The sequence below is a fragment of the Brevundimonas sp. genome, from assembly GCF_032055285.1.
Lineage (GTDB): Bacteria > Pseudomonadota > Alphaproteobacteria > Caulobacterales > Caulobacteraceae > Brevundimonas.
This window is the reverse complement of record NZ_DAMBRE010000002.1, coordinates 369,573-386,667: the sequence shown is the minus strand read 5'-3', so window position 1 is coordinate 386,667 and position 17,095 is coordinate 369,573. Positions and strand designations below refer to the sequence as shown.

Annotated in this window: 17 protein-coding genes; 12 read left to right on the top strand and 5 right to left on the bottom strand. The window is 64.4% G+C overall.

Annotated elements, in window-relative coordinates; genetic code table 11:
* The first annotated feature begins 146 nt into the window (after positions 1–146).
* From RTY13_RS07465 to RTY13_RS07440, 6 genes are all read left to right on the top strand, one after another.
* Entirely contained in the window at positions 147–1,793 is a 1,647-nt protein-coding gene (locus tag RTY13_RS07465; protein ID WP_312782310.1) for a Mu transposase C-terminal domain-containing protein, read from the top strand.
* Complete coding sequence (locus RTY13_RS07460) at positions 1,790–2,683, top strand: TniB family NTP-binding protein (RefSeq protein WP_312782308.1); 894 nt, start codon at positions 1,790–1,792, stop codon at positions 2,681–2,683. The genes RTY13_RS07465 and RTY13_RS07460 overlap by 4 nt, the downstream gene beginning before the upstream one ends.
* Positions 2,684–2,832: 149 nt before the next feature.
* Positions 2,833–3,747 (top strand): hypothetical protein, encoded by a 915-nt coding sequence (locus RTY13_RS07455; RefSeq protein ID WP_312782306.1) that lies wholly within the window; start codon positions 2,833–2,835, stop codon positions 3,745–3,747.
* Between the two features lie 75 nt (positions 3,748–3,822).
* A complete protein-coding gene (locus RTY13_RS07450) occupies positions 3,823–4,173 on the top strand; it encodes a hypothetical protein (protein WP_312782304.1) in 351 nt (116 codons plus the stop codon).
* A 255-nt stretch (positions 4,174–4,428) separates the two neighbouring features.
* Positions 4,429–4,950 (top strand): RcnB family protein, encoded by a 522-nt coding sequence (locus RTY13_RS07445; RefSeq protein ID WP_312782302.1) that lies wholly within the window; start codon positions 4,429–4,431, stop codon positions 4,948–4,950.
* Positions 4,951–5,111: 161 nt separating this feature from the next.
* On the top strand, positions 5,112–6,071 hold the full coding sequence (locus RTY13_RS07440) for an RcnB family protein (protein WP_312782301.1): 960 nt from the start codon (positions 5,112–5,114) through the stop codon (positions 6,069–6,071).
* Positions 6,072–6,148: 77 nt separating this feature from the next.
* Here RTY13_RS07440 and gatB read toward each other — a convergent pair whose 3' ends face one another.
* The 4 genes from gatB to RTY13_RS17695 are packed head-to-tail and all read right to left on the bottom strand — an operon-like array spanning position 6,149 to position 9,516.
* Positions 6,149–7,642 carry an Asp-tRNA(Asn)/Glu-tRNA(Gln) amidotransferase subunit GatB gene (gene gatB / locus RTY13_RS07435; RefSeq protein WP_312782300.1) on the bottom strand — a complete coding sequence of 498 codons (1,494 nt, stop codon included), beginning with the start codon at positions 7,640–7,642 and terminating at the stop codon, positions 6,149–6,151.
* A 2-nt stretch (positions 7,643–7,644) separates the two neighbouring features.
* Entirely contained in the window at positions 7,645–9,123 is a 1,479-nt protein-coding gene (gatA, locus tag RTY13_RS07430) for an Asp-tRNA(Asn)/Glu-tRNA(Gln) amidotransferase subunit GatA (RefSeq protein WP_312782299.1), read from the bottom strand.
* Between the two features lie 3 nt (positions 9,124–9,126).
* Entirely contained in the window at positions 9,127–9,414 is a 288-nt protein-coding gene (gatC, locus tag RTY13_RS07425) for an Asp-tRNA(Asn)/Glu-tRNA(Gln) amidotransferase subunit GatC (protein WP_292082795.1), read from the bottom strand.
* A gap of 15 nt (positions 9,415–9,429) precedes the next feature.
* Complete coding sequence (locus tag RTY13_RS17695; RefSeq protein WP_409450293.1) at positions 9,430–9,516, bottom strand: hypothetical protein; 87 nt, start codon at positions 9,514–9,516, stop codon at positions 9,430–9,432.
* Between the two features lie 17 nt (positions 9,517–9,533).
* Between RTY13_RS17695 and ruvX the strand changes: the two genes are divergently transcribed.
* The 5 genes from ruvX to dprA are packed head-to-tail and all read left to right on the top strand — an operon-like array spanning position 9,534 to position 14,051.
* Positions 9,534–9,998: a Holliday junction resolvase RuvX gene (gene ruvX / locus RTY13_RS07420; protein ID WP_312782298.1), complete on the top strand. Its 465-nt coding sequence runs from the start codon at positions 9,534–9,536 to the stop codon at positions 9,996–9,998.
* A gap of 40 nt (positions 9,999–10,038) precedes the next feature.
* On the top strand, positions 10,039–11,022 hold the full coding sequence (locus RTY13_RS07415; protein ID WP_312782296.1) for an aspartate carbamoyltransferase catalytic subunit: 984 nt from the start codon (positions 10,039–10,041) through the stop codon (positions 11,020–11,022).
* Positions 11,019–12,317 carry a dihydroorotase gene (gene pyrC, locus RTY13_RS07410; RefSeq protein WP_312782294.1) on the top strand — a complete coding sequence of 433 codons (1,299 nt, stop codon included), beginning with the start codon at positions 11,019–11,021 and terminating at the stop codon, positions 12,315–12,317. Before RTY13_RS07415 ends, pyrC begins: the two co-directional genes overlap by 4 nt.
* A gap of 16 nt (positions 12,318–12,333) precedes the next feature.
* Complete coding sequence (gene plsY / locus RTY13_RS07405) at positions 12,334–12,969, top strand: glycerol-3-phosphate 1-O-acyltransferase PlsY (RefSeq protein ID WP_312782292.1); 636 nt, start codon at positions 12,334–12,336, stop codon at positions 12,967–12,969.
* On the top strand, positions 12,966–14,051 hold the full coding sequence (gene dprA, locus RTY13_RS07400) for a DNA-processing protein DprA (RefSeq protein WP_312782291.1): 1,086 nt from the start codon (positions 12,966–12,968) through the stop codon (positions 14,049–14,051). The genes plsY and dprA overlap by 4 nt, the downstream gene beginning before the upstream one ends.
* 5 nt (positions 14,052–14,056) lie before the next feature.
* Here the strand turns inward: dprA and RTY13_RS07395 are convergent, their stop codons facing one another.
* The gene (locus RTY13_RS07395) at positions 14,057–14,263 is read right to left on the bottom strand and encodes a hypothetical protein (protein ID WP_312782290.1); all 207 of its coding nucleotides are present in this window, start codon (positions 14,261–14,263) and stop codon (positions 14,057–14,059) included.
* Positions 14,264–14,417: 154 nt separating this feature from the next.
* Here RTY13_RS07395 and topA point away from each other — a divergent pair, with 154 nt between their 5' ends.
* On the top strand, positions 14,418–17,060 hold the full coding sequence (topA, locus tag RTY13_RS07390; protein ID WP_312782289.1) for a type I DNA topoisomerase: 2,643 nt from the start codon (positions 14,418–14,420) through the stop codon (positions 17,058–17,060).
* The last annotated feature ends 35 nt before the right edge of the window (positions 17,061–17,095 follow it).

Genomic DNA, 17,095 nt, shown 5'->3' with positions numbered 1-17,095 from the left:
ATGCAGAACGCAACGGCGCGAAGGTCGCATGTGGGATGTCGTTCTTCTTTGCGGCAGTGGTCGGCTTCGCGACTGAACGGCGCGGTTGACATCACATCAAACAAAAATGCTGATATCCACATATCCAATTATCAGCGAACTCCATCATGGCTCAGCGGATTGAGCGTAGTGAAGCTTCTGACGCCGAATGGGAGACAGCCGTACGACAGGCGGAAGTCCTCGCCCCCTTGGCGCAAAAACCGAAGAAGAAGAAGCGCGCCGATGTAGATCGGGCCGCACTATCTCTCGGCATATCGACCGCCAATGCGTATCGGCTGATCAAGCTACTTGACCAGGATCCGAGGCCAACGGCGCTCTTGCCGCACCCACCGGGGCCCGATGCTGGCAAGGGCTTGCTGGACCCGCGTGTTGAAGCGGTGATCTCGGAGGTACTCGAGCGCTCCTATTGCTCGAGCCAGAAGCCGAAGGAATCGGTTGTAGTTACCGAGATACGAGGAAAGTGTCGGGAGCAGGGTTTAATCCCCCCCGGCCGTAAAGCCGTGCACACGCGGATACAGGCGATCGACCTGTTTACGCGGCTGCGCAGCAGGGAAGGGGAGAATGCTGCTGAACGAGCCGCGCCTCGTCCCGGAGGCATGGAAGCCACGGCCCCCAACCAGATCTGGCTCATCGATCACACCTTGGCCGACCTGATCCTCGTAGACAGGCGTTATCGGCTGCCGATCGGGCGGCCGACGATCACGTTGATTATCGACGCCTACACGCGAATGTGCGTCGGCTACTATGTCAGCCTAGGAGCCCCGTCGATCATCCAGACCGCCATGGCGCTTCTGCGGGCATTCATGCCCAAAGAGGCTCTTTTGGAGTCGATTGATCATAACTGGCATTGGCCATGTCACGGCTTTCCGGAAACACTTCATTCCGACAACGGCATCGACTTCAAGTCGCTCGCGATCCGTCGTGGGTTGGATACGTATGGCGTAGCGCAAGACTTTCGCCCTGTTCGCCAGCCTCGATATGGAGCTCTTATCGAGCGTTTCATCGGCACGCTGATGGGCGAACTACACCTCGTACCGGGAACCACCTTTTCTAACGTCCAGCAGCGTGGCGACTACGACAGTGATCGCCGGGCGGTAATGACCCTCGACGCGTTCGAGACATGGGTCTTGCTGCAGATCAGTCGTTACCATCGGTCCCCCCACCGCGGCATTGATGGTTTCACCCCTCAGTCCCGGTGGCAGGAAGCTGTTGAAAATGGATTCATTCCAAGAGCCGTTCCTCCGAGCTACGCGGAGGACGTTCTGCTGGCGTTCCTGCCTAGCGCGAAGCGACAGCTCAGTCGCACAGGCATCCACTTCAAGCGCCTGCGTTACTGGGCTCCGTGGTTCGGGCCGTTAATCCGAAAGGGGGCAGGATCGGTCGAGATACGTTTCGACCCGCGCGACATGTCCTTTATCTGGGCGTTGGGGCCGACTGGCTGGGAGAGGGTTCACCTCTATCGTAGGCAGGCGCCGTTCACGTTGGCTGAGCACGAGCTGGCGTCTGCCCAACTACGGGCAAACGCGGCAGCCAGCGCCAACGAAGACGATATTCATTATCTGCGACGCCAAACCCGGGAAGTCATCGACGAGGAGGCAAAGGCCACTCGACGCGCACGGCGGCGAAGCGAAAGCACCGAACGCTCGATAGCAGCCAAAGCATCGGTCTTTCGCTCTGTGGAGACGTCACCTCTCGCGCTCGACTTCACGTCAAGCCCGCTCCCGTCTCAGATGCGCGAGGTCGAGGAGTGGTGACCGATCTTCCAGCGCTCGAAGACGATCCTTGGACCCGGATCACTCTCATTTTACGAGACCGCTGGGCCTCGAACCCCGTGAGCGACGAAGCCCTCATCCGGGCCCGCCTTGTCATGATCACTGCAGGTCGCCTGCGACCGAAGGCCTTGTTGTTCTGGGGCGTCCCGAACGCCGGCAAAACGGCGCTCAAAGTGAAGCTGTTGCGGGACATTTCCCAAAAGACGTTCTTTCCCGAGCTGACAAAGAGCCCGGTGATCCTGATGGTTGAGGCCCCGGTAGAAGCAGACGAAGCCCGCTTCTACGAAGCCGTACTTCAAGCCGGACACCAATACGTGCCCAGCGGCAATGTTCGCACACTCTTGAGAGCGGTCTCCGCCTTCCTTGATGAGCTACGTCCCGACGTCATGATCTTGGACGAAGCTGGCAACCTGAATGCCTACGTTGGCGCTCGAGGCAACGTCTGCCTGAACGCCATTCGCAGACTTTGCAACGTCCACCGGATGGCTCTGCTGGGCTTCGGGACAGCGGCAGCGATGACAGCTTTGCAAGGCGATGAGCAGCTTGAAAACCGGTTTGAGACATTTGAACTCAGACCCTTGGCTCCACGCGAATTTCGCGAGTTTGTAGAACTGCTAACCGGAGCAATGCCTCTAAAAGAGCCCACATCATGGTCCGTGAGCATGCTTGAGCGTGCCTATGAATTGACTGGGGGCTATGTCGGTCGAGCCTCCTACCTGGTGCAGGAGGCCAGCACCCAGGCCGTGTTGTCAGGCTCCGAACATATCACGGAGGCCATCCTTCAGTCTGGCGAGCTCAGCAATAGCCTTGCCGCCTTGAGGCATGCAGGGACCCGAGCGGGCAGACGATCCCGACGGCACGCGAGCCGATGACATTTTCTTACCCTGACGAAGCGCCTGGGTCGGTTGTCCTTCGATGGTCCGTACGAGGGCGACTCGATCCACTTTTGGCGGATCAGGCGATACGAGGCGGTGCGGCACACCTTTCACCGGATACCTTCAAGGCCTTGCAAAAGGCCGGCATGTCCTCGGCCCAGTTGGACCGGCTGGCGTCTCTTTGGATTAACGAATGGCCTAAGGCCACTATCGGCGATCTCCACATCCCGCCGGAAGGCGAAGCAGGCATCGGCAAGGGGTGCGAAGCATGTCTCGCCGATGACGCGTCAGCCGGCCGTGACCACTACCTGCGCAACGAATGGTGCCTTTCTTGGCGGATTACCTGCGAACGACACCGCACCGCGCTCGTAGAGCTCTCGGCAGCGGAACTGATGCCTGTCATGATCGCAGGCCGCCAAGATCGCCGAGTCCGGTTTATTCGCGATGTCGATCAGGTTGCAGACCCCTTTCGGCGTACCGGCCAGCGGAGGGGAGGGCGCAGGAGTTCATTCTCAGTGCTCGGCTCCTGCCTGGAGAACGATATCTGCTCGACGCTACGAGGCGCGGCATTTCCTGATCACTGGTGTGTCGGTCCAAACTGGCCAGCCGCACGTGGCGTCTTGATCGATCTCTCGGATCTACTCCTTAAGCAGGCGCGTGGGAGCCGAGAGCGTCTCATCCACAAGTTCGCGGAGGGCGACTGGATTCCGGCAGTACAAGCATTGAGCTTTGCAGAGGGAGCTTATCCCTCAATCGGGCCCTTCTGGCAGCGTCGGCTTCTCGAAAACTGCGCCCGAATCCTCATTGATCCGTCGCGGTTTGAACATTTGTCTGATGGTCGCCGAATGAACGTGCACGCTGAACTGGCTTACGGTCGGATTGGCCAGCAGCGAGCGCGTAGCGCGCTCGGCCGGCTCGCGAAATCCGACCTTCTCAGCCTGCTGTTCGCCTACGTCGAAGAACGCCATCTGGCAGAGATGGAGCAGCGGATCAGAAGATGGCCAGCCCCGTTGATCAACCGCGTTGCTGCAGCGGCATCGGTCGCGCTTTATATACAATAGTATATATTTTGCCGCTCTAGACGACAGAGTCCGGGTTTGCGAATCTGCCCGGATCAACTGCCTAAGGGAGCGAATGTGACGATCTCAAGCGACGCCCAATCCGTCGAGGAAAGCGGCCATCGTTCGATGAGTCTTCGTCTGCCCAGGCCGATGCACGAAGCCATGAAGACGTTAGCGGCCCGCCGCGGGTCGAAAGCCGCAGACTTCTACGTTGAGGCCGTGGAGACCTTTATCCGGGACCATATGGCGGGCTACCGGCATCTTTTCGCGATCGAGAACGACGCTGTGCACATCAGCGTCAACGTGCCGGTCCGGTTTGCTCATACTGTTCGGGATGCTGCGCTCGGTCGACGGGTGACGCCGAATGAGCTAGTGTTCACCGCTGTCAGCCACGTGCTGGAAAGCGCGAATGCGGAAGCCGCTTAGCGCCTGAGTCCAACGAACCTGGAACCGGAGTCCAACGAACCCGGAACCAAACCGTCACTCAGGCCCAGAGTCTCAAGAACCTGGAACACTGACAGCAACACTACCGAACTGGCATTTCCTTCGCATAATATATCTTAGGCGATATATGAAGTCGTTGTTCAGGGGCAGTTCATTCGCGTGCGCCGACCCTAGGCTCCTGTTTCAACGCAGCGTCCGTAACATCCGTTGCGGCGCCTGGATAAAGGAGACGCATCGATGAACCGCCTGACCAAGGCCGCCATCATCGCCCTGGCTCTGACCACGACGACTGCGCCCCTCATTGCGCAAGCTCAGGATCGTCATGAACGCCGTGAATGGCGTCAGGATCGTCGGGATGATCGCCGTGATGACCGTTATGATCGTCGTGAGTGGCGCGAGGATCGTCGGGATGATCGCCGCGACTATCGACAGGATCGCCGCTATGATCGCTGGGACCGCAACAACCGCGACTGGTGGCGCGGCAGGCCCGAGTTTCGTGACTATCGGGGCGCTCGCAACGGCTATTGGTATGCGCCGGGCCGAGGCTACTACCGCGTCGATCCCCGCTATTATGGCTATCGCTGGCGTCAGGGCGGCTATCTGCCCTCGGCCTATCGCGGCTATTATGTCGACGATCCCTACTACTATGGTCTGCGGCCAGCCCCTCGCGGCTATCGCTACGTTCACGCCAACAATGACATCCTGCTGATCGCTGTCGCCACCGGCCTAATCGCCAGCGTTTTGCACGACGTATACTAGATCTCAGGCAGAACTTTCAGCTAGCCCCACAGAGCTCTGCTTTGTGGGGCTTATTTCTAAATTCTTGCTGGTTTTCATCGATCGGTGTTCAGCCGCGGTTCATGGCGCAAACCCCAGATTGGCGCATAAGCCGCCTCTTCCGGCGTGCGAGGAAGAAGACCATGAAACGTTCCCTGATGGTGTTCACGGCCATCGCCAGCTTCGCCCTCCCCGCGCTCGCCCCCGCGGCGACGTTGGCACAGGACCGGCAGGCTCAGGCAGAAGATTCGCCGCGCGTCCAGCGACGCGCCGAGCGCGGCGATCAGGCGGCGTCGCCGCAGCAGCGCCGGGACGAACCCCGCGCATCCCGTCCGGAGCGTCCGCAGACGCGACCCGACAATTCCCGGCCTGACCGCCCGCAGTGGTCCGGCGGCGAAGGTCGCCCCGACAGACCCAATCGTCCAGATCGTCCGGGCGATCAGGGACGGCCTGACCGCCCGAATGGTCAATGGCCGAACCGTCCAGATCAAGGTCGCCCCGATCAGCCTGGAGCGCCGGATCGCCCGAGCCGACCCGATCGACCTGATCGTCCTGGCCGTCCCGAGCAGCCCAACCGCCCAGACCGGCCGGATTGGAACCGGCCCGACCGTCCCGGATCGCAACAACCGGGCCGTCCCAACCGGCCGGACTGGAACAGGCCGGATCGGCCGAATCGTCCCGATCAGCCCAATCGACCCAACCGCCCAGATCGCCCCAACTGGAACAACGACCGCGACTATCGCGACTTCCACAATCGCTGGAACCGCGACCAGTGGCGGCGTGACTGGGATCGTCGTCACCGCAGCGACTGGTGGCGCAACGACAACCGCTTCCGGGGCTGGAACGGCGTGCGGCTCGGCTTCTATTTCGCGCCGGGCTACGGCTACTACAGCGTGCCGCGCAGCTATTGGAACCGCCAGTACTACGTCGGTCAGTACCTGCCGGACATCTTCTGGCGCTATCAGGTCAACGACTGGCGGACCTATGGCCTTGGCTATCCGCCTCCAGGGACCCGCTGGGTCTATGTCGACAACTCGATCTACCTGATCGACGAGTACGACGGCTACATCATCGAAGTCGTCCGCGACGCCTGGAACTGGTAGCCCACGCCGAAACAAAGAGGCCCCGGAGAGCGATCTCCGGGGCCTTTTCCATTGGTCTGCGATCCTAAGGCTCAGCCCTACAATCCCAGCTTGGCCTTCAGGATATCGTTGACGGCGGCCGGGTTGGCCTTGCCGCCCGTGGCCTTCATGACCTGACCGACGAACCAGCCGAGGGCTTGCGGCTTCTCGGCCACGGCTGCGGCCTTGTCCGGGTTGGCGGCGATGATGTCGTCGACAGCCTTCTCGATGGCGCCGGTGTCCGTCACCTGCTTCAGGCCGTGCTTCTCGACCACCTCGGCGGGGCTGCCCTCGCCGTTCCAGACGTAGTCGAACACCTCCTTGGCGATCTTGGACGAGATGACGTTGGTCTCGATCAGTTCGACCAGCTGGGCGACATGCGCGGCGGGCAGCGGGTTCTCGCTGAAGTCCTTGCCGTCGGCGGCCAGGCGCGCCGACACCTCGTTGGTGACCCAGTTGGACACCAGCTTGGCGTCACGGCCCTTCGCAGCCGCCTCGAAGTAGTCGGCCTTGGCCTGTTCCGAGATCAGCACCACGGCGTCGTACTGCGACAGGCCGTAGTCGGCCATCAGGCGGCGGCGCTTCTCGTCCGGCAGTTCCGGCAGATTGGCCTTGATCTCGTCGATCCACGCCTGCTCGATCTCCAGCGGCAGCAGGTCGGGGTCGGGGAAGTAGCGATAGTCCATCGCCTCTTCCTTGGAACGCATCGAACGCGTCTCGCCCGCCGTCGGATCATAGAGGCGGGTTTCCTGAATGATCGAACCGCCGTCCTCGAGGATCTCGATCTGGCGACGCGCCTCGTAGTTGATGGCCTGGCTGATGAAGCGGAATGAGTTGACGTTCTTGATCTCGCAGCGCGTGCCCAGGAAGCCGAAGTCGCCGGTTTCCTTGAACTTGTCGTAGTTGCCGACGCGGCAGACCGAGACGTTGACGTCGGCGCGCAGGTTGCCCTTCTCCATGTCGCCGTCGCAGGTGCCGAGATAGATCAGGATGGTCCGGATCTTCTTGACGTAGGCGACCGCCTGCTCCGGCGAACGGATGTCAGGGCGCGAGACGATCTCCATCAGCGCCGTGCCGGCCCGGTTCAGGTCGACGTAGGATTCGGTCGGCGACAGGTCGTGGATCAGCTTGCCCGCGTCCTGCTCCAGGTGCAGACGCTCGATGCCGACGTTGAAGAAACTGCCGTCCTCGGCTTCGACCTCGACCACGCCCTCGCCCACGATGGGGTGATACAGCTGGCTGATTTGATAGCCGGTCGGCAGGTCAGGATAGAAGTAGTTCTTGCGGTCGAACTGGCTCTTCAGATTGATCTGCGCCTTAAGGCCCAGACCCGACTTCACCGCCTGCTCGACGCAGTGCTTGTTCAGGGTCGGCAGCATGCCGGGGAAGCCGGCGTCGACCAGCGACACCTGCTCGTTCGGACCGGCGCCGAAGCCCACGGCCGCGCCCGAGAACAGCTTGGCGTTCGACGCCACCTGGGCGTGGATTTCCAGCCCCATGACGATTTCCCAGTCGCCGGTGCGACCTTTGATCACTGTTTTGTTCTCAGACATGCTCACCACCACTTGGCCGGTTTGGCGACGAAACCAGCGGAGTCTTCCAGTGCGGCCGCGACCTGGAAGACAGTCGCCTCATCAAGGGCCTTGCCGATGACCTGAAGGCCCAGCGGCAGACCATCGCTGCTCAGACCCGCGGGCACCGAAATGCCCGGCAGACCGGCCAGATTGGTCGTCACCGTGAAGACGTCGTTCAGATACATAGTCAGCGGGTCGATCTGCTTGTCGCCCAGCTTGAACGCCGCCGTCGGGGTCGATGGGGTCAGGATGGCGTCCACCTTGCCCCAGACGTTGTCGAAGTCCTCGGCGATGCGGCGACGCACCTTCAGGGCCTTGACGTAGTAGGCGTCATAGAAGCCCGCCGACAGCACATAGGTGCCGATGGTCAGGCGGCGCTGAACCTCCTTGCCGAAGCCCTCGGCGCGCGAGGCGGCGTAGAGGTCGTCCAGCGACGAGAAGTCCTCGGCGCGGTGGCCGAAGCGCATGCCGTCATAGCGGGCCAGGTTCGACGACGCCTCGGCCGGGGCCACGATATAATAGGCCGGCAGAGCGTATTTGGTGTGCGGCAGGCTGATCTCGACGATCTCGCAGCCGGCGGCCTTTAGCCACTCGACGCCCTGTTGCCACAGCGCCTTGATCTCTTCGGACATGCCGTCGATCAGGTATTCCGCCGGGACGCCGATGCGCAGGCCCTTGACCGATTGGCCGACCGACTGGGTCCAGTCCGGGGTCGGGATGTCGAGGCTGGTCGAATCCTTGGCGTCGAACGAGCACATGGACTTCAGCAGGATGGCGGCGTCCGTCACCGTCTTGGTGATCGGGCCGGCCTGATCCAGCGACGAAGCAAAGGCCACCATGCCGAAACGGCTGGCGCGGCCATAGGTGGGCTTGATGCCGACCGTGCCGGTAAACGCGGCGGGCTGGCGGATCGAACCGCCGGTGTCCGAGGCCGTCGCGGCCAGGCACAGATCAGAGGCCACCGCCGAGGCGGAGCCGCCCGACGAACCGCCCGGCGTCAGTTCGGCGTCCGAACCCTTGGCCTTCCACGGGTTCTTCACCGGACCAAAGGCCGAGGTCTCGTTGGCCGATCCCATGGCGAACTCGTCCATGTTCAGCTTGCCCAGCATGACCGCGCCTTCACGCCACAGATTGGCGGTGACGGTGGATTCATAGGGCGGCACGAAGCCGCGCAGCATGTTGGAGCCCGCCGTCGTCTGCACGCCTTCGGTGCAGAACAGGTCCTTGATGCCCAGCGGCGCGCCTTCCAGGTCGCCGCCCTCGCCCTTGGCCAGTTTGGCGTCGGACGCGCGCGCCTGTTCCAGCGCCTTGTCCGCCGTCACCTCGACATAGGCGTTCAGGTTCGGGTTTGAAGCCTCGATGTTGGTCAGGAAGGCGCGGGTCAGCTCTTCCGACGAGAAGGTCTTGGCCTTCAGGCCGTCGACGGCGTCCTTGAGCGTAAGCTTGGTCAGATCGGTCATGGCTTAATCGACCACCTTGGGCACGACGAAGAAGCCGTCAGCGGCCTTCGGGGCGTTCGACAGGACCGCGTCCACCTTGGCGCCGTCGGTGACGACGTCTTCGCGTAGACGCAGCGGCTGAGCGACGTTGGAGGTCATCGGCTCGACACCCTGCACGTCGACCTCATTCAGCTGTTCGATCCAGTTCAGGATGCCGTTCAGCTCCTGGGCCAGCGGCTCCAGGCGGTCCTCGGGGGTCTTGATGCGGGCGAGGTGGGCGACACGCCTCACCGTCGCGGCGTCGATAGCCATGGAAATCTCCGAAATTCATCCAGCCGGGGCGCAAGGGAGTCGCCCAGACTGACTCCTATCGTGGGTTAACCGCCCGATGCGGCTTCGACAAGCGTTCCGCATTGCAATATGGGGAGGCCGTGCCCGTATTCGACCTCACAGATCTGCCCGCCGCCTGCCCGCCCGACACCCCGTGGATCGGGCTGGACCTGGGCGAGAACACCATTGGCGTTGCGGTGTCCGACACCAGCCGCATGATCGCCAGTCCGCTGCAGCTGATCCGCAAGACGAAATTCACCCAGGACGCCGAGCAGCTGATCAAGCTGATGAACGGCCGCAACGTCTCGGCCCTGATCATCGGCCTGCCGCTGAACATGGACGGCACCGAGGGCCCCCGCGCCCAGTCCTGCCGCGCCTTCGCCCGCAATCTGGAGCGTCTGCGCCCGGTCAACGTCGCCTTCCAGGACGAACGTCTGTCGACCACGGCGGTCGAGCGTTTCCTGATCGACGAGCTGGATCTGACGCGCAAACGCCGCGCCGACGTCGTGGACCGCACCGCCGCCGCCTGGATTCTGCAGGGCGCGCTGGACCGTCTGCGCGCCTGACCTTCCCCTCGCGCAGAGTCGGGCTTATAGCGGCGTCTCGATGACCCATGCCGCTTCCGTCACCGAAACCATCGAGGAACGGCTGTCGCCCTTCCCTCGCGACCACTTCCTCGCCGCCGGCGATTTGAACCCGCCCGCCGCTCTGGCGCTGCTGGATCTCGCCGACGCCTTCGTCGACTTCAATCGACAGTCGGCGAAGGGGATCGACCTCATGCGCGGCCAGACGGTCGTGAACCTCTTCTTCGAGAACTCGACCCGGACCAGCTCCTCCTTCGAGATCGCCGCCAAGCGTCTGGGCGCCGACGTGGTGACCATGCCGGTCTCGGCCTCCTCGGTCGCCAAGGGCGAAACCCTGATCGACACGGCGGTGACGCTGAACGCCATGAAGCCGGAAATCCTGGTGGTCCGGCATTCGTCTTCGGGTGCAGTGGACCTGCTGTCGCAAAAGGTTGGCTGCGCGGTCGTCAACGCCGGCGACGGTCGCCATGAACATCCCACGCAAGCCCTGCTGGACCTGCTGAGCCTGCGCCGGGCCTTCGGCGACGTCGGCGGCCTGACAGTGGCCATCTGCGGCGACATCGCCCACAGCCGCGTGGCGCGCTCCAATGTCGCCCTGCTGTCGATGATGGGCGCGCGTGTGCGCCTGGTTGGTCCGCCGACCCTGGTACCGGGCGATGCCGACCGCTGGGGCTGTGAGGTCTTCCACGACATGAAGGAAGGTCTGACCGGATGCGACGTGGTCATGATGCTGCGTCTTCAGCTGGAGCGCATGACCGGCGCGCTGATCCCTTCGACACGCGAATACTTCCGCTTCTGGGGTCTGGACCGCGAGAAGCTGGCCTGGGCCGCGCCCAACGCCAGGGTCATGCACCCCGGCCCGATGAACCGGGGCGTCGAGATCGACTCCGACGTGGCCGACGACCTGAGCGTCTCCCTGATCCAGGATCAGGTCGAGATGGGCGTCGCCGCGCGCATGGCCGTTCTGGCCGCCCTCGCCCATCGCCGCGCGGGAGCCGCCGCATGACCGCCGCTCCGAACACGCTCGCCATCGTCAACGCCCGCCTGCTGGACCCCGCGACCGACTATGACGGCCCCGGCGCGGTCCTGATCCAGGACGGCCGCATCGTCGAAGTCGTCCACGGCCAGGCGACCCAGCGCCCCGAAGGCGTGACCGTCATCGACGCGCAAGGCTGTTGCCTAGCGCCCGGCCTGATCGACATCCGCGTCAAGACCGGCGAACCGGGCAACGAACCCAAGGAAACCCTGAAGTCAGCCAGCCTGTCGGCGGCGGCGGGCGGCGTCACCACCATCGTCGTCCAGCCCGACACCGACCCGGCCATCGACGACCCCGCCCTGATCGACCACATCCAGCGACGCGGCGCAGCCCTCGAACTGGTCAACGTCCGTGCAGCGGGCGCCGCCACGCAAGGCCGCGACGGCCAGCGCATGGCAGAGATCGGCCTGATGCACGAAGCGGGCGCCCTATACTTCACCGACGCCGACCGCGTCATCGTCAACACCCGCACCCTGCAACGGGTGATGAGCTATGCCGCCGCTTTCAACGCTCTGATCGCCTGCCGCCCGGCCGAACCCTGGCTGTCGGAGGGCGCGGTCGCCACCTCGGGCGAACTGGCGACGCGCCTCGGTCTGTCCGGCGCCCCTGCCATCGCCGAGCGCATCCAACTGGAGCGCGACCTGGCCCTGGTCGAACAGACCGGCGCCCGCTTCCTGGTCGATCAGATCTCGACCGAAGGCGCCCTGCAGACCCTGGCCCGCGCCCGGGCGCGCGGTCTTGAGGTCTCGGCCTCGGTGTCGATCAACCACCTCTGCTTCAACGAGATCGATATCGGCGACTACCGGACCTTCTACCGGCTGGACCCGCCCCTGCGCGCCGAGAGCGATCGGCAAGCCCTGGTCGAGGCCGTCCGCGACGGCCTGATCGACGCCATCACCTCGGCTCACTGCCCTGAACCCGCCGAGAACAAGCGCAGGCCCTTCGCCGAGGCCGCGCCCGGCGCCGTGGGTCTGGAGACCCTGCTGCCCGCCGCCCTGATGCTGCACCACGAGCACGGTCTGGACCTGCTGGACGTCCTGCGTCCGCTGACGCAGGGCCCCGCCGGTCTTATGGGCCTGGACGCCGGGGTTCTGGCCCAGGGCGCGCCCGCCGATCTCATCCTGTTCGATGCGGGCGCTCCGGTTGTGGTCGATGCGGCCACGCTTCGCTCCAAATCGAAGAATTCGCCCTTCGACGGCCGTCGTCTGCAAGGGAAGGTCTTGCTCACCGTCGTCGGGGGACGCATCGTCCACGACGCACGCTAAACGGGAGCGAATCACTTTGCAGGATCTGGCCGCACCGGCGCTTCTGACGCTCGGGCTTGTAGCGATTGGCGGATACCTGCTCGGTTCAATCCCGTTCGGGGTCATCCTGACGCGCGCCGCAGGCGCGGGCGACGTGCGCAACATCGGTTCGGGCAATATCGGCGCGACCAACGTTCTGCGCACGGGCCGCAAGGACCTGGCCATCGCCACCCTGATCCTCGACGCAGGCAAGGGCGCGGTCGCCCTGCTGATCGCGCGCTATCTGTTCGGTGAAGTGGCGGGCGCCATCGCCGGCGGCGCGGCCTTCATGGGCCACCTCTTCCCCGTCTGGCTGGGCTTCAAGGGCGGCAAGGGGGTCGCGACCTTCTTCGGCCTGATCCTTGCGGCCTGCTGGCCTCTGGGCCTGCTGGCGGCGGCGACCTGGCTGATCGTGGCCTTCGCCCTGCGCTATTCCTCGTTGGCCGCCCTGGTCGCGGCGGCGCTGACGCCGCTCTACGCCCTGCTGCCCCTGCCCGCGCTGGGCCTTCCCGCGCCCACGCCGATCCTGATCCTGGCGATCTTCACCGCCGTCCTGATCTATATCCGCCACCATGAAAACATCGCCCGGCTGCTGAAAGGCGCCGAGCCCAAGATCGGGGCCAAGAAGGCTTGAGCCCCCTGTCCGACGCCGAGCGTTTCGCCCGGCTTCGGCTGGCCCGCACCGACCGTGTCGGTCCCGTGGCCTTTTCCCAACTGCTGCAGCGTTTCGGTTCGGCCGTTCGCGCCATTGACGCCCTGCCTGATCTGGTGAGGCGCAGCGGTCGCGACGGCTACGCCCTGCCCCCCGTCGAGCGTATCGAGGCCGAATTGGCGGCGGGTGAGCGTGTCGGCGCGCGGCTGATCCTGCTGGGCGACGCCGACTATCCCGACATGCTGGCCGCCGTCGATCCGCCCCCGCCCCTGCTATGGACGCGCGGCGACACCAGCCTGCTGTCGCGTCCCTGCATCGGCGTGGTCGGCGCGCGCATCGCCTCGGCGGGCGGCCAGCGCATCGCCCGCGGCCTGTCGCAACAACTGGGCGAGGTCGGCCACGTCGTCGTGTCGGGTCTGGCGCGCGGCATCGACGCGGCGGCCCATTACGGCGCCTTGCCGACCGGCACCGTCGCGGTCCTCGGCGGCGGTGTGGACGACATCTATCCGGCCGACAACGCCGACCTTTATCGCCAGATCGTCGAGCAGGGCTGCATCGTCTCGGAAAGCCCCGTCGGCGCCCGCGCCCAAGCCAGAGACTTCCCGCGCCGCAACCGTATCATCTCAGGCCTGTCGCGTGGCGTCATCGTGGTCGAGGCCGAAATCCGCTCCGGTTCACTGATCACCGCCCGTCAGGCCAATGAACAGGGTCGCGACGTCTTCGCCGTGCCGGGATCGCCGCTGGACCCTCGCTCAAAAGGCCCCAACGAATTGCTGCGGCAAGGGGCCATCCTGTGCGAGGGGCTGGAGGACGTGGAACGCGCCTTCACCACCCTGAGGACCCTGCGTGAGCCATCGAGCGATTCGCCTTTCGACGGCGCTCCGGACGACCTGGACGACGCCTTGGTCGAACGGGTCGCAGCCCTCCTGTCGCCCGCGCCAACCCCTCGCGACGAACTGGCGCGGGCCTTGAACCTGCCAATCGGCTTTGTCGCCGCCGCTCTGTTGGAACTGAGCCTGGCGGGTCGGGCAACGCTTCTGTCCGGCGGACTGGCGTCGTCCTGACCGGGCTACTTGGCCGGAGCGGACGCCATGGTCGATGCGGCTTCCAGAGCCCCCGCCAGGGCTTCGTCGCCGTCCCAACGGGCCATTCGGGCCAATTCCCGCGCCATGGAGGTGACATATTCCCGAACGGGATAGTCGGCGAGATCCGGCGCAGGGCGCCCGATCCTCGAAACATCTTGCTGCAGCGGCACCCCAACGCCTTGGCTAGACATCGTCTCGCTCCTGATTGCAGAAACAGGCAATAAACAACCTTTAGTAGTTTTACAAGTCGCGGAAACGCCTTCAGGTGGTTTTGTAGAATCCATGCGATTGACTTCCCGTTCTACGCCAACCACGTTCGCGCCCCGATTTCCCGAATAGAGCGCCATGAATCTCGTCATCGTCGAGAGCCCCGCCAAGGCCAAGACCATCAATAAATACCTGGGCTCCGGCTACGAAGTGCTGGCTTCCTTTGGCCATATCCGCGACCTGCCGTCGAAGGACGGCTCCGTCCTGCCCGACGAAGATTTCGCCATGCAATGGGAGGTCGACGCCAAGGCGAGCAAGCGCCTGTCCGAGATTGCGGAGGCGGCCAAGCGCGCCGACCGCGTTATTCTCGCGACCGACCCCGACCGTGAGGGAGAGGCGATCAGCTGGCACGTTCTGGAAGTCCTGAACAAGAAGAAGGCGCTGAAGGACACCGAGGTCCAGCGCGTCACTTTCAACGCCATCACCAAGGCCGCCGTGCTCGAGGCCATGGCCAATCCGCGTCAGCTGGATATGGAACTGGTCGAGGCCTATCTGGCCCGCCGCGCACTCGACTATCTGGTGGGCTTCAACCTGTCGCCCGTCCTGTGGCGCAAGCTGCCCGGCGCCCGTTCGGCGGGCCGGGTGCAGTCGGTCGCCCTGCGCATCGTTGTCGATCGCGAGATGGAGATCGAGAAGTTCAAGGCGCAGGAATACTGGTCGGTCGAGGCTGATTTGGTCGCTGACAGCCCGCCCTTCACCACCCGTCTGGTCAAGCACGCCGGTAAGCGCATCCAGCGCCTGGACATCCCGACCGAGGCAATGGCCTTCGCCGCCCGCGACGCCATCAAGGCCGGCGACTTCACCATCAGGTCCGTCGAGAAGAAGCCCGCCAAGCGCTCGCCCGCCCCGCCCTTCACCACCTCGACCCTGCAGCAGGAAGCCGCGCGCAAGCTGGGCTTCACCGCCCAGCGCACCATGCAGGCGGCGCAGAAACTGTATGAGGGCGTCGACGACACCGGCGGCCTGATCACCTACATGCGTACCGACGGCCTCTATGTGACGCCGGAGGGCATCGCCCAGGCGCGCGAGGTCATCGGCGACCGCTTCGGCCCCGCCTATGTCCCGGCCGAGCCGCGATACTACAAGACTAAGGCCAAGAACGCCCAGGAAGCGCACGAAGCCATCCGTCCGACCAATATCGCGCGCCACCCCGAGTCCCTGCGCCTCGAAGGCGACCTGCAGCGCCTCTATGAACTGATCTGGAAGCGCATGGTCGCCTCGCAGATGGAGAGCGCGCGTCTGGATCGCACCACGGTCGAGATCGAAACACCTGACGGCCAGACCGGCCTGCGCGCCACCGGCCAGGTCGTCGTCTTCGACGGCTTCATCGCCGCCTATGAAGAAGGCCGCGACGAGAAGCAGAAAGGGGCCGAGGACGACGAGGATGAGGGCGGCCGCCTGCCTGCGCTGAAGGAAGGCGCCAAGGCCAAGGTCGAAGCCGTCCGCACCGACCAGCACTTCACCGAGCCGCCGCCGCGCTTCTCGGAAGCCACCCTGGTCAAGAAGCTGGAAGAGCTGGGCATCGGTCGCCCCTCGACCTACGCCTCGATCCTGACGACCCTGCGCGACCGCGAATACGTCCGCATGGACAAGAACCGCTTCTATCCCGAAGACAAGGGACGGCTGGTCACGGCCTTCCTCGAACAGTTCTTCACGCGCTGGGTCGAATACGACTTTACCGCCGCGCTGGAGAGCCAGCTGGACGAAGTCTCGGCCGGTGATCTGGACTGGAAGGCGCTGTTGCGCAGCTTCTGGACCGACTTCCACGCGGCGACCCAGGCTGCGGGCGAACTGCGCACCACGGCCATCCTGGATCACCTGAATGATGCCTTGGGCGCCCACATCTTCCCGGACAAGGGCGATGGCTCGGACCCGCGCGAATGCCCCCTGTGCCATCAGGGTCAGCTCAGCCTGAAGACCAGCCGCTTCGGCGCCTTCATCGGCTGCTCGCGCTATCCCGACTGTAAATACACCCGCCCGGTGGCTTCGCCTGACGGCGCCGAGGGCGGTGCTGACGGCGGCGACCGTGAACTGGGCGTCGATCCGGCGACCGGCCAGCCCGTGCAGCTCAAGATCGGTCGCTTCGGTCCCTATGTCGAAACCACGCCGCCCGGCGAGGAGAAGCCGAAACGCTCGTCCCTGCCCAAGGGCTGGAGCCCTGCGTCCCTGACGCTGGAACAGGCCCTGCGCCTGCTGGCCCTGCCGCGCGAGGTCGGGGTTCACCCCGAGGACGGCAAGATGATCACGGCGGGTCTGGGCCGCTACGGTCCCTTCGTGCTGCACGCCGGCACCTACGCCAACGTCTCGGACATCGACGAGGTGTTCGAGGTCGGCATCAACCGCGCCGTCGCCCTGCTGGCTGAAAAGCGCGCCGGTCGTCCGGGCCGCGGGTCGGCCACAGCCCCGCTCAAGGAACTGGGCGCGCACCCGGAGGACGAAGCCCCCGTGCAGGTCATGGCCGGTCGCTTCGGTCCGTACGTCAAATGGGGCAAGGTCAACGCCACCTTGCCCAAGGGCATGACGCCCGAAGACCTGACGCTGGAAGCAGCCCTGCCACTGCTGGCCGCCAAGGCAGGCGCAGCGCCGAAGAAAAAGGCGGCTGCCAAGAAGCCTGCCGCAAAGAAGGCTTCGGCCAAGACCCCTGCTGAGAAGAAGCCCGCAGCGGCCAAGAAGCCGGCTGCGAAGAAGGCTGCACCCAAGAAGTCGGCTGACGCCGAGTAAAATCGCAATGACCTCCCGGTCCGCTCAGCGGATCG